Annotated in this window: 10 protein-coding genes; 2 read left to right on the plus strand and 8 right to left on the minus strand. The window is 32.9% G+C overall.

Going from position 1 to position 14,386, the window contains the following annotated elements; genetic code table 11:
• Window positions 1-177: 177 nt before the first annotated feature.
• On the plus strand, window positions 178-1,212 hold the full coding sequence (locus tag ACKC83_RS04630) for a LacI family DNA-binding transcriptional regulator (RefSeq protein ID WP_434037178.1): 1,035 nt from the start codon (window positions 178-180) through the stop codon (window positions 1,210-1,212).
• A gap of 104 nt (window positions 1,213-1,316) precedes the next feature.
• On the opposite strand, the gene xylE is transcribed toward ACKC83_RS04630, so the two are convergent.
• From xylE to ACKC83_RS04665, 7 genes are all read right to left on the minus strand, one after another.
• On the minus strand, window positions 1,317-2,735 hold the full coding sequence (xylE, locus tag ACKC83_RS04635; protein WP_434037179.1) for a D-xylose transporter XylE: 1,419 nt from the start codon (window positions 2,733-2,735) through the stop codon (window positions 1,317-1,319).
• Window positions 2,736-2,845: 110 nt separating this feature from the next.
• Complete coding sequence (xylA, locus tag ACKC83_RS04640) at window positions 2,846-4,171, minus strand: xylose isomerase (RefSeq protein ID WP_434037180.1); 1,326 nt, start codon at window positions 4,169-4,171, stop codon at window positions 2,846-2,848.
• Between the two features lie 3 nt (window positions 4,172-4,174).
• On the minus strand, window positions 4,175-5,659 hold the full coding sequence (locus ACKC83_RS04645) for a xylulokinase (RefSeq protein WP_434037181.1): 1,485 nt from the start codon (window positions 5,657-5,659) through the stop codon (window positions 4,175-4,177).
• 473 nt (window positions 5,660-6,132) lie between these two features.
• Entirely contained in the window at window positions 6,133-6,774 is a 642-nt protein-coding gene (locus ACKC83_RS04650; protein WP_434037182.1) for a hypothetical protein, read from the minus strand.
• A 273-nt stretch (window positions 6,775-7,047) separates the two neighbouring features.
• Window positions 7,048-8,121, minus strand: a complete 1,074-nt coding sequence (locus ACKC83_RS04655) for a zinc-binding metallopeptidase family protein (RefSeq protein WP_414035942.1) — start codon at window positions 8,119-8,121, stop codon at window positions 7,048-7,050.
• 184 nt (window positions 8,122-8,305) lie between these two features.
• Window positions 8,306-8,971: a response regulator transcription factor gene (locus ACKC83_RS04660; RefSeq protein ID WP_414035941.1), complete on the minus strand. Its 666-nt coding sequence runs from the start codon at window positions 8,969-8,971 to the stop codon at window positions 8,306-8,308.
• Window positions 8,972-8,973: 2 nt separating this feature from the next.
• Entirely contained in the window at window positions 8,974-10,638 is a 1,665-nt protein-coding gene (locus tag ACKC83_RS04665) for a tetratricopeptide repeat-containing sensor histidine kinase (RefSeq protein ID WP_434037183.1), read from the minus strand.
• Window positions 10,639-11,009: 371 nt separating this feature from the next.
• Here ACKC83_RS04665 and ACKC83_RS04670 point away from each other — a divergent pair, with 371 nt between their 5' ends.
• Window positions 11,010-12,704: a hypothetical protein gene (locus tag ACKC83_RS04670; protein WP_434037184.1), complete on the plus strand. Its 1,695-nt coding sequence runs from the start codon at window positions 11,010-11,012 to the stop codon at window positions 12,702-12,704.
• A gap of 92 nt (window positions 12,705-12,796) precedes the next feature.
• Here the strand turns inward: ACKC83_RS04670 and ACKC83_RS04675 are convergent, their stop codons facing one another.
• Window positions 12,797-14,386: a 4Fe-4S binding protein gene (locus ACKC83_RS04675; RefSeq protein WP_434037185.1), complete on the minus strand. Its 1,590-nt coding sequence runs from the start codon at window positions 14,384-14,386 to the stop codon at window positions 12,797-12,799.

Raw genomic sequence — 14,386 nt, forward strand, 5'->3', positions numbered from 1 at the left:
ATATTAACTTTTATTTAATTATTCGGATTAACTATTTCCAATACAATGGTTTTGATAAATGAATCCCCATAGCAAAGTTATTTAAAAAATTTACTGGTTTTAATTTGTAAGCTATTTTAATACTTTTACAAGAACAGCGTATCAATATTATTTAGATTTTAAAAGCTTAAACATTTTATGAAACAACGCATCACATTAAAACAAATAGCACTAGCCTTTAATGTCTCTATTGCTACCGTTTCTAAAGCGTTAAAAGACAGTCATGAAATTAGTATATCGACAAAAGAAAAAATTCAGGAGTATGCGTTGCAGCACAATTATAGACCCAATCGCATAGCCTTAAGTCTATTAAACAAAAAAACTAAAACCATAGGTGTTATTATGCCTTCAATTTTAAATCCGTTTTTCGTAAAAACGTTTAGTGGCATAGAACAGATCGCAAACGATAAAGGTTATAATGTAATTACCATTGTATCTCATGGAAAATTAGATAAAGAAATCGCTTCTGTAAACATGTTAGAAAATGGTTTAATAGATGGCTTACTTATTTCATTAAGTGAAGAAACCGAATCTAAACAGCATTTTAAACATTTGGAAGAATTTATTGAAAATGCTGGCCCCATAGTCATGTTCGATCGTATTTCAGATTCCGTGATTACCGATAAAGTTATTGTAGACGATTTTAACTGTGCCTATAAAGCTACAGAACACCTAATAAAAACCGGATGTAAACATATTTCGGTGGTTTCTACCTTAAAAAATGTGGGAATTATTAAATTAAGAATTAACGGATATTTAAAGGCCCTAGAAGATTACAAACTACCAGTTAATAAAAAAATAATAACACTTATAAAGCCCGAATACGACTTCGAGACCGAAATAAAAACCATGTTAGATTATCAGGATGTAGATGCTATTATAGGATTAGAAGAGTTTTCTGCTGTGGAAGCGATGGTAATTGCTCAAGATCGCGGGTATACTATCCCTGACGATATTTCTATAATTAGCTTTACAAGTAGTGACTTTTTTAAATACACAAAACCTTCCATTACTTGTATTAATCAGCATAGTGTATTTATGGGAAAGACCGCTACAGAAATACTGATTTCGAAAATAGAACAACCTCAAGATGCTGATCCCGTTTTCGAAACAAGAACAATAAAAACAACACTTATAGAACGTAATAGCACAAAACCTTTAGTAATAAAATAGCCAGTACCTAAATTTTATATTGAAATAAATTTATGTACTGGCCATTAAAAGTTTTATCATCCAATACGATTATCAGTATTGGATTTTAGTTATCTATTATTATTTTATTTTTTAGTCCATAAATCATTCATCTCTTCTAATGTTTTTCCTTTGGTTTCAGGAATAAATTTCCAAACAAAGAATGCGGCAAGAACTCCCATTAGTCCGTAAATCCAATAAGCAAATCCGTGATTAAATTGTTCAATTAAGTAACTATTCTTATCCATCATCGGGAACGTCCAAGACACTAAATAATTGGCAACCCATTGGCACGCTACGGCAACAGCTAAAGCTTTTCCACGAATGTTATTTGGGAAAATCTCAGATAGAAGCACCCAGGTTACAGGCCCCCAGCTCATCGCAAAACCCGCGACATATACCAACATACAAATTAGAGAAAACAGACCTAGTGAATGACTAAAGAATGATGTTCCCAAGGCAAACATCGCTACAGCCATAGCCAAAGCACCAATAATCATTAATGGTTTTCTTCCAAATTTATCGACGGTTTGCATTGCTAGAACGGTAAATAATAAATTTATAGCCCCTACAATTATGGTTTGCATTAAAGCAGTATCTGTACCAGAGCCCATACTTTTAAAAATTTCGGGAGCATAATAGAGCACTACATTTATCCCAACAAATTGTTGAAAAACAGATAGCAGTATTCCGAATATAATTACAGGCACTCCATAAGAAAAGAGCTTCCCCGAATTAGCTGTTACTGTATTTTTAATCTCAGAAAGAATAATCTTAGCTTCCGCAGCACCATTCACTTTTGTTAAGACATCTAAAGCTTTTTCTGGCTTAGATTTTAACACTAAAGACCTTGGTGTGTCTGGAACAAACATTAAAAAGAACAGGAATAGACTAGCAGGTATTATTTCCGAAGCAAACATCCAACGCCATCCTATAGTATTAAGCCAATTATCGTTTCCTAAACTAGAAATATAATAATTAACAAAATATACAATTAACATCCCGAAAACAATAGCAAATTGATTCATAGAAACTAATCGACCTCTATTTTTTGCAGGTGCGATTTCTGCGATATAGAGCGGAGATAACATAGACGCTAATCCAACTCCAATACCACCAATTATTCTGTATACTATAAAGAAGTAAATAAATGTGTGATCTCCTTCACCTATGGGTTTTAGAAACAACTCTGGAGCAGAAGATCCTATTGCAGATAATAAAAATAAAATCCCGGCTAATATTAGTCCGTTTTTTCGTCCCAATTTCCGACTAATAAAACCACCTGTAATCCCACCAATAATACATCCTATTAAAGCACTTGAGACCAAAAATCCTAGCCGTGCATTAGAAGCCATTTCGGACAACCCGAAGGGGAGCACGAAAAATTCATCTAATGAGCTAACGGTACCAGAAATTACTGCTGTATCGTAACCAAAGAGTAATCCTCCCAAGGTCGCGACCAAGGTTAAGCGCCATAAAAAGGCTGCATTGTGTGAAGTTGACATGTTTATGTGGTTTAGTTAATTTGTTTTACTATAAAAATGGAATAACAAAACTGCATCGTATCCTTTATATTGAATACGATACAGCTTTATAACACCTTTAAGGGTGTTTATTAAATATATTGGTTGATTATATTCTCGAATAATTCCTGCTTTCCACTTTGTAATTCTAATTCGCCATTCTCTTGAGCGATTTTATATAAATCTTGAAAGTTTAATTTTCCGTTTTCAAAATCTTTTCCTTTTCCTGAATCGAAACTACTGTATCGTTCTGTTCTTAATGTATCGTAAGCCGAAGATGTAATAATTTTATCTGCAGTTAATAAAGCTCTTGCAAACGTATCTGCTCCACCAATATGCGCATGGAATACATCTTCCATATCTGTTGAATTTCTTCTAATTTTAGCATCGAAATTCACACCTCCACCTTGTAAACCACCTGCTTTTAAAAACACCAACATGGCCTCTGTAGTCTCTTGAATATTATTTGGAAACTGATCTGTATCCCAACCGTTTTGGTAATCTCCACGGTTTGCATCTAAACTTCCTAACATACCCGCTTTTGCTGCGGTAGCAATTTCATGTTGGAATGTGTGTTGTGCTAAAGTTGCGTGATTGACTTCGATATTGATTTTAAAATCTTTATCTAAACCATATTCTTTTAAGAACCCAATAGCTGTAGCAGAGTCAAAATCGTATTGATGCTTCATTGGCTCCATTGGTTTAGGCTCGATAAAGAAGTTCCCCTTAAAACCTTGTGCTCGTGCATAATCCCTAGCCATACCTAAAAACTGTCCCATATGGTCTAATTCACGACCCATATCTGTGTTTAATAAGCTCATATAACCTTCACGACCACCCCAGAACACATAATTTTCTCCATTTAAAGCAATAGTTGCATCCATAGCCAATTTAATCTGACCACCAGCTCTTGCTAATACATTAAAATCTGGATTGGTTGATGCACCATTCATATAACGCGGATTAGAAAAACAGTTGGCAGTTCCCCAAAGTAATTTTACACCTGAAGCTTTTTGTTTTTCTTTTAAATACTCGGTAATTGTTGCTAACCTACTTTCTAACTCTCCAAAAGTAGATCCTTCTCTTACTAAATCTACGTCGTGAAAACAGTAATAATCGAAACCCATTTTAGTAATAAATTCAAAAGCGGCATCTGCTTTTGCTTTTGCAGCTTCAATAGCATCTGATGGTTCGTCCCAAGGAAAATTTAAAGTTCCTGGTCCAAACGGATCGCCTCCTGTTCCGCAGAACGTATGCCAATACGAAATGGCGAATCTAAAATGCTCGCGCATTGTTTTTCCTGCTACAACTTGTTCCGGATTATAATATTTAAATGCTAACGGATTGTCGGATTCTTTTCCCTCAAATTTTATATCTCCGATGCCTTTGTAATACTCCTTATTTCCTAATGTTGCCATAATTTATTTGTGTTTTAATATCATTTCTAATTCATTTTTCCAACTTTCGTATGCGGTTTCATACGGTGCCTTATTTTCCAAAGGGGTATACGTCATCACATGATCGTTATTGGTAATATTTTCACCAAATTTATCGAAATTCCCATCTGTTAAACCTGCCGCTCTAGCCGCTCCTACAGCTCCCGTAGTGTTATAAATTTCGATGTCATGATTAATTAGTGTAGCTACAGTGTTTGCAAAGATTTCTGAACGGAATAAATTATCATTACCAGCACGAATAACTTTAATATCACCTATATCTTTTTTCAGAATTTCAACGCCATAAACAAACGAAAAAGCGATACCTTCTAAAGATGCACGATACAAATGCGCATTACCGTGTGAATTTAGATTGAGGTTTAAAATATGCGTGCCTACATTTTTATTTTCTAACATGCGCTCTGCTCCGTTTCCAAATGGTATAATAACTACACCATTAGAACCAACTTCTACTTCTGAAGCTTTGGTATTCATGGTTTCGTAAGAATCGTTTCCACAATTATTCCGCAACCAACGGTACTGAATCCCTGCACCATTTATATTTAGAAGTGTTCCTATAATAGGTTCTTCTTTAGTGTAATTAATATGTGCAAAATGATTTACTTTTGAAATCTCTTGAGGTTTTAAATTATTGGAAACCGCATACACAACGCCCGAAGTACCACCTGTAGCAGCAACTTCCCCCGGATTAAAAATATTAAGTGACAATGCATTGTTTGGCTGGTCTCCGGAACGGTAAGTAACCTGAGCTCCCAATGGCAAACCGGTGTCCTTAGATGCTTGTTCGTTTACACTTCCTTGGTTGGTAAAATTCTCTACTATTTCTGGGACTAGATTTTTATCAATCCCATAATAATCTAATAAGCCAGTAGCAACCTCGTCTGCTTTATAATCCCATAAAACACCTTCGGACAATCCGTTTTTAGTGGTCGCCATTTTCCCGGTAAGTTTATATGCGATAAAATCGCCTGGCAACATAAATTTATAAGTGCTTTTGTATGTTTCAGGTTCATTATCTATAACCCATTTTAATTTAGAAGCCGTAAAATTTCCTGGAGCATTTAGCATATGTTCGCCACAGAAGGTTTCACCTAAATCTTCTAATGCTTTCCGACCAATATTAACAGCACGGCTATCGCACCAAATTATTGAATTTCTTAATGGGTGTCCAGATTTATCTACGATAACTAAACCGTGCATCTGGTAAGAAATTCCTATGTTTTTTATCTGCGAAACGTTAACATCCGATTCTTTTATAACACGTTTTATCGCATTACACACATGCGTCCACCACATATTTGGATCTTGCTCTGCCCAATCTGGATTAACCGCAATAATCCCCATCTCGTTTGGAGGTTCGTGAAGTGATATTATTTTTTTTCCGCTGTCAGCATCAACTAAAGCGACTTTAACTGACGAACTACCTAAATCTATTCCTAAATGATACATCTCTAAAGAAAAACATGTTTTATTGAGTAACTATAAAAATGAAGATTCTTTTATTGTCAACATCTTTGTTCTTTTTTTAAATTCAACAAAAACGACAAGAATACCTTCAATTAAATATGAATTTAGGAATTATATCTCAAAATATTGAATAATATCTACACATTAGGTTTTTTAAAACTGTAAACGCTTGTATACTTTTCTATGCTAAAATATGGCAAAAACATCAACAATATAAGCCTTTTACACCCGTATTATTCACCATTAAAAATCCGTTTTTTAATCTACTTAAAGGTTTAAGTAATTTTCTAATTACACTCTGAAAAATTGGAACTATTTAAACAAAAAAAACCTTCAAGAATATAAACTCTTGAAGGTTTTAATATATTTATTTATCGACTAATTTTTCTTTAAGTAATACTTTAGTGGCTTACCTTAAATTATTAGGATTAATAAGCGTTCTTATACATTGACATTCATTTGAAATGTAAGTCGTTAAATGCACGAATATCTAATCCTTGTTTTAGCTCCTTATCTAAATTAATAAAATAGGATTCTACCTGATCTAAAAGGGCTTTACCATTATTATGCGCTACAGATATACGTGTAACAATAACGGTTTTAGTAGTTAGAATAGCTTGCGCTATAGAAGCGTTGAACTTCTCTATAAATGTTTTTATTGGGTTACTTAAAGCATGCTCAGTTTCAATAACAGAACCAGCAACTTCTGATACAGCAACCTTATTAATTACTATATTTTCAGTTTCTTCAGTAGCAAATTCTGATGACTTATTTTTTAAATATAGATTTAACTTGTATAGATATACTACAGCACTAAATAACAACCAACCATTTAAAACGAAAAAAGCGCCATAAGCTATAGGGTTATAAAGTGGGTTTAATAAAATATCGTTGAATTCTTGATAAAAAGCAAAAATGCCAAATGCAGTTCCGATCATAAATAAACAAATGCTCGTAAAAACCATTGCACTTAAGTGTTTGGTGTTTCTTTTAACAAATGATTCATTACTAAAAAATAATCTATTTATAAGTGACAAACTACTATACGCAGTTTGTGAATATTCTACTTGAGATGAGGTTAGTGTTGCTGTTTCCATAATATATGTGCTACTAAAGTTATCTATCTTTTTAAATGTTACCAATATGTAAATCGGTAGACACTTATAGATTAGCAATACATATGCCATTACAACAAACCCACTACATACAAGGGTTTTAGCATTTTTTAACAAAAAACCTGTGTGTAAAAAATACACAGTTTAACATTTTATGTATACAAATTATACACAGTTTAGATACACACTCTTTAATACTTTCAACTTCGAAAAGCCAACCATTTTTTACGAAACGAAAATTTCTTGTAGAATAAATTAATTTTCTTTGTTGGCTTCCTTATAACGCTGTAAAATCTGATGGATAAATTCTAATTTCTCTTTTACTTTATCTGAAATCACAAATGGATAGACATCGGTTATCCCCATAGATCTGTTTATACTATTCACCGCATAAAATAAAGATGAGGTTTCGTCTAATATAGCCTTAAAGGAGATATTATCTTTATAAGGGTAAATGGCATTAATACGCATATGGTGAGAATTCCGAAGGTTAGGAACCCCTTCTAAACCAAAATAAAAAGCCGTTTCCATAGCATCTAAAATATGTAAATAATGCGCCCAAGTTTCGGCCCAGTCTTCCCATGGATGAGATGATGCGTAAGTACTTATAAAATTTTCTTTCCAATTATCCGGCGCACCATTCTTATAATGTACTTTTAAAGATTCCCCGTAATCCTGACTTTCGTCTCCAAAAAGGGCTCTATATTCCTTTAAAAAAACATCGTTAGACCGGAATATTCTATCCCAATAATAATGTCCAACTTCATGCCTAAAATGCCCAATTAAGGTGCGGTATTTCTCATTTAGAGAAATTCGAGTTTGCTCCCTACTCACAGTATCTGCTTCTGCTAACAAAATAGTAATTACACCATTGGCATGCCCCGTCATTACCTTTTTACCATCGACATTTGCATCTTCCTTGGATAAAAAATCGAAAAATAATCCGGATTGCGGATTTTCAAATTGACTAACTATTGGAAGCTGTAAACGTTGTAAAGCATAAATAAGTCTATGCTTGGCAATTTCCATAATTTGCCAGCGTTCGTAATATTCAGGAATATCTAAATCTGGTATGGTTCTATTTAACTCGCAAGAATTACAAAAACCATTATCGTCGTTTACTGGAACCAACCAGTTACATGCATGTAAATTTTTATTTTTACAGTATGTATAACTCTCGCCGTTAATATCCCACTTTAACTGATTGGTATTGTTGGCTAAAATTTCATTTTCAAAATCTAAATACCCTAAAGCAGACCCACAACTTTCGCAAGTTGTATTCTCGAAAAACACGGGAAAATCGCAATGACTACACTGAAATATTTTCATAACAAAACACATTTAAAAATGAATAAGCTGAGTTTCAACACCCTGCTTACAACTTGGGCAAATATAATCTAATAATAACTCATAAAAGCACAAGATTATTTACTTATTATTAATTAAATTATAAACAAAAAAAACACCCCATACAGCGTGTTTTTAAGTCAAAAATCTATGAAGTTAGAAATCCTTAAATAAGACCTAAGTCTTTAGCGATAGCTACAAGGTGAATCACATTATTTGCTTTAAAATCTAGTTTTAATTTATTTAAACGCTTTTCGATAGAACTTAAACTTCTTGGTTTAATATTCTGTTTTTCCAATTTAATAGTAATATCGTTGTACGATAAACCTTCAGATAAATATTTAATAAGGTTAATATCGTAGTCGTCCATTTCTAAGGACGTCTGCGGATTTAGAGCATTTTCTACTGCGGGAGACAGAAATAATTTATTGTTCTCAATTACTGAAATCGCTTGCCTCAATTCAAAAATACTTCTACGGCCTTTACAGACATACGCATTAATATTGTATTTATTTACCAATGTTCTTACACGTTGCAGACGATCTTCGGTAGAATACACAATAATAGGAATATCGAAACCTTCTTCTCTTATGGCATGAACAAGTTCGTCTCCAGATTTTAAGCGAGCATCCTTAAAGTCTGTTTTAAAGGACAAATCTGTTATCAATAAATCGAAAGGATCATTTTCGTGATTCGCTGTTTTAATCTTAAGCAATGCCATATCGCAATACTGTTCGCTTTTTACGTTAGTAACACCTATATCATTAAGCATACTAAGCACACCTTCATTTACCACATCGTAATCGTCTGCTATTAAAACTTTTTTAAACATATCTATATGGTTATTTTAGCTTTAAAACCTTTATCCGGTTCTGATTCAAAAGTAATGGTTCCATTTGTAGATTTTATACGGGTTTCCATATTTTGAACGCCAGAACCCTTTTTTATTTCACAACCATTGCCATTATCCGAATAAGCCACCACAATTTTTCTTCTACTTTTACTAAATTTAAGTACTACTATTGAAGCATTACTGTGTTTTTTCATATTTACCAAAAGCTCTTGTATTAACCGGAAAATAGTTACTTTTTTATAAGCTTCTATTTTATTCCAATTAATTTCTGGAGCTGTTTTAGTAATTATATTTACTTCGGAAGTTTTATAGCTCAACAATAAGTCGTTTAACAATTCTTCAAAATTATGTTCTACATCTAAATGGCTATTTTCTTTAGAAATATCTCGTGTTTGCGTATAAATATGGTCTAAATCGTCCATTATGTCTTCACTAATATGCGACTGAAACTGTAATTTGTTAATTACGCGATGTACATCGTTCGCAACCTCATCGTGAATTTTTTTCGAAATACGCTTTTCGGTTATGTAAACCTGTTGGATTTTTTCCCTTCGGTATTTTAATTTCTGAAAAACAATAGCAACCCCCGACATAAAAGCCAAGAAAATTCCTATAGATAAATAGGTGAGCTTCCATCGTTTTTGTCGTTCTTTTTCAATTTCTGTAACATTCGCTAATTGTTCATTTCTCGAGTAGTCGTATTTAATTTTAGAATACTTATTTTCCTGTAATTGTTGAATCACAGATAAACTATCTGAAATTGCCAAATATACCTGAGCATATTCATCTCCATTAATAGCGATTAGTTTTGCTAAAGCCTGTTTTATTAACGCCGGACTATTAATTTGTTTTGCTAACTCGTAACTTTTATCGGCATAAAACTTGGCTTGTTTTATATCGTTCTGGTCCCTGTAATATTCAGAAAGATTAGAGTAACTCCAATACAAACCTGTAGAATGATTTATAGCTTTTTTTAATTCCAAGGCTTTTAGCATGTTTGTTAATCCTTCTGGTTTGTTTAATTTAGATTGTACAAAACCTAAATTATTTAATGACTTGTTGGTTTCGAAATCATTGTCGAGCCCCAAACTATTTTCATATACACCTTTAAATTCCTGTTCTGCTAACTCATATTTTTCCTGCTTTACATAAATTAAAGCCTTATTATTATGAATAATATTAAGGTGTTCCTGATCTTTCGCTATGGCTATAGCCTGATTGTAATACTGGATGGCTGTATCGTAATCCAACCGCTTAGCAGATATCTTACCTAGCTTATTAAGAAAACTTAATTTAAAGTTTAAATACGTATCGCCGTCGCATACCGCTAAAACACTTAAACCTTCGACCACCGAATTTTCGCTTCCAAAATAATCACCTAAACTATATTGTACCTTGGATAAATGTTGCAAACTAAATAACACATTATTAGTGTCTTGCTTTTTTAAGCTTTCATATTTAAGCTTTTCAAAGTATAAATAGGCACGACTTAAATTCGTTATATTTTTTGGATTAGCGACTGTTTCTATAAAGTAAGACAAACTATCTTTAATTTGTTTATTCTGACTGTAAACAAGATTAAAGCTAGGTATTAGTAACATTGTACAAACAAAAAAAAGTAAGCTTGTATTTTTTAATAATTTCATGCCATAAATCTATGAAGATATTTTCGTATTTTAACTCCGACTTAATATTATGTTTTCGTTCTAAATTAGCTCTTTTCAACAAGATTCACCGGGATTAACACCTCTATTTTAACACTATAAAACCACATACCTAAGTCGCAGTTTGATTTGATTTAAAACCATTGGCCCACTAGAAATAGAACTTGCGACCTCTAAATAAATTCATTATTTTAGATTATTAAAATCGCTCTAAAAGTGCTTACATATAAACTTTTCTCTAATCTAAAAAAGTTAACATCTTTTAACTCTCTATGTTTTATTTAAGTCGTTTATTGTTAATATTCCGGAGTACAGATTGCAAATGATATTTTTTTAGAAAAGCGCGCCAACCTATGAAATCAGAGTCTTTAAATTTTTATTCATTTTTTACCAAGTATTCAATAATGGAAGAGTACGGGTTTAGTTCTGGGATAGTAAATCGTCTTTACAGAAAAATATTACCCAATATTCCTGACGAAGGTACCATAGAATATTTTTTACTGAACCGAGAAAACCCTGTACAGCACGTATTATCTCTAATAGATTTAAGTACAATATCAGAAAGCAACATTTCCCAGCAATTAGACCTAAGTATTAAAGCATTATGCGCAAAGGTTATTGCCTTTGGTTTAGATAGCGATATTAAAGCTAAATATAATTCCATCGAATTAAACTCTAAACCTTTCGAGTTGTTACTAAAAAAAGTAAACGACTTATCTGAATTCGATGAAGAAGAGACGTTACAACTTTTTAATTCTTTAGAAGCCATAGAGCTTCTTATTATTGATTTAAGAAAAAACAAAAGTAAAATAGGAACAAGTTTTCACCTAACCCTAGTTACTAGGCGGATTCTAGAATACACCATTAGAATAAAGGAATTACTTCATTTAAAAATACATATTTCCTCAAAACAACATTGGGAGAACATCTTGGCCGACTTTATTGTGTATTCTAAACATAAAGATAGTGTTAGACGCTACCTGAGTAGACATTCTGATTTGGTTGCTATAGAAATTGTAGAACACACCTCTAACAAAGGTGAAAAGTATATTGCTGAAACGACTAAAGAATACTGGAAATTCTTCTACCGCTCTTTATTTGGAGGAGGCATAATTGCCTTATTCGCTCTTTTCAAACTTCTTTTATATACTTATGATTTATCGGAGGTTAGTAATGCTATCCTATTTAGTATAAATTATGCCCTGTGCTTTATTATTGTCAATCAATTGGGAGGAATTATTGCGACAAAACAACCCGCTATGACGGCTACGACACTGGCTAAAAACATTGATAAGGAAGGTACTTTAAAATATGATTCGATTAAAAGTATTACCATTATAGTAAGAAAGGTGTTTCGAAGCCAATTTATTTCGGTTATGGGAAACTTTTTAATGGCCATATTTTCGGCCTGTATATTCATGCTTTTTATTCAAATATTTAGCACTGCAGATATGGCTAAGATTGTAAAACCGGTATACCTTATTCATAAAATTGTACCAAGTTTTCAACTGGTTTTCTTCGCTGCAATTGCTGGTTTTTTCTTAGCGTTTTCGGGGTTAGTTTCTGGTTTTGTAGATAATAAAGTAATTGCTTCAAAAATACCTCATCGTATTCGAAACAATCGTTTTTTACTAAAAAGTGAGAAATTAGCGACATTTGTAGATAAAAAATGGGGAACCATGTTTGGGAATATTAGTCTTGGATTTTTTCTGGGTTCTACATTTTTATTGAGTCATGTTTTACCTTTTGATATCGATATTAGACACGTTGCCTTTAGCTCGGCAAACTTGGGTTATTCAATTATGAATTACGATTTTAGTCATCACACTATTCTACTAGCCGTAATTGGAGCATTACTAATTGGGTTAGTGAATTTTATAGTTAGTTTTTCAATCACCTTATACCTCGCTTTAAAATCGAGAGGAGTAAATTTTAGATTACTTCCTAAAGTAGTCTTTAATATATTTAAAGATTTCCTGCATAATCCGTTTCATTATTTCATTAAAATTGAAAAAGAACCCGTGACTAAAAAAGATAAAGAATCTTAAAGCACGTAAACTCTATAAACAACATACTCGGGGTTTTAATTGAATGTCAATTAAAACCCCGAGTATTTAAATATGACCTTAAACTAAGATCTTTATTTCTTATTTAATAAATCCATTAAATCGACATCGTTTCCTAATAAGATTTCATTCGGATTGATACGACCTTCCATTGAATCGTTTTCTAATTTTAAAACACCTCTTGGGCAAACTGCAGAACATATACCACAACCCACACAACTAGATCTTACAATATTTTCTCCTTTTTGCGCATAGGCTCTAACGTCTATCCCCATTTCGCAATAGGTAGAACAGTTTCCACAAGAAATACATTGTCCGCCATTGGTTGTTATTCTAAACTTAGAAAATAAACGCTGTTGAAATCCTAAAATAGCGGCCATCGGACAACCAAAACGACACCAAGAACGGTTTCCTAAAATAGGATAAAATCCTGTCCCAATAACTCCAGAAAAAATAGAACCAATGTATAAACCATAGGCCGCTCTTAAAGTACCTGCTTTTATAAAAAATAAATTTTCTGTTGTTCCCGTAAAGTGCATGATTAACAATAACGCGATAACTACGGCATAACCAATAGCTCCCATTTTGGCATCTTTACCAAATTCTTGTCTTTTAAAGTACATGACACCAACAAAAACCACTGTTAATAACCCAATGACTAACGAGATAAACACATCTCTTGTTAACCAGAAATCATTTTTATCGTAGCCTAAATATGAATACACCATGGCTACCGTCATCACTACCGAAAAGACTAAAACCGTATGAATTAACCAACGCTCTATCTTCCAAGCATACATTTTTTTAGATGATAATTGTCTGAACGAATCACCAGCAGTTTCGGCTAAACCACCACAACCACAAACCCAAGAACAATACCAACGTTTACCGTATTTGTAGGTTAAAATAGGCGTAATTACAAAAATGGATAATAGCCCAAATATTAATAAGGCTACCCCTATATTTCCTGCTGAAAGAAATCCGTTTACAGACCATTCGTCAAAAATATAGTAGTTAAGTGGCCATATACTTTTAAGATCGTAATATGGTAAATCGTTATTCATAACGTACATAAATTCCGGTATCAAAAAGGCAAAACCCAATTGAAAAAACATAACCGATCCTGTACGTAATTGCTGATAACGGTTATGTCTGTATTTTAACAAGAACTTATATCCAAACGCTAATATAGCGACTGTATAAAGCACCCCATAAACAAACCATTGGCTAGCATCTCTTCCGCTTAACAACTGACTTAAAGGATCGAAAAGCGCTATTAAACCTGTGTTTGCTTCGCCGTCTGTTCCTAATCCTAAATACTTCGGAAAGAAATACAAAACAATGTAAAACGTTGTTAAAACCACACCGAGTATCCATCCTAAAATTCCACGAGACGAAATAGATTTAAACCAAACACCATCGTTTTTTATCCCTTCTAACTTATTAAGATAAGCTTCTCTAGAATACATTATTACCCCTCCAAATATAGCGACTAATGAAAGTGTAAGAAATAAAGCTTTATTTGGAAAGTCGGTATTAAGAAGTGCTAAGACCATTATAAATAAACCAATAACACCAATGGCAAGTGCTATTTTTTGCTTGTTCGTTATATTTAAAGCATCGGGATTAGCCAATGACATACTTGTGTTAATTTTATTACTCAT

It is taken from the genome of Formosa bonchosmolovskayae (assembly GCF_051016085.1).
Taxonomy (GTDB): domain Bacteria; phylum Bacteroidota; class Bacteroidia; order Flavobacteriales; family Flavobacteriaceae; genus Formosa.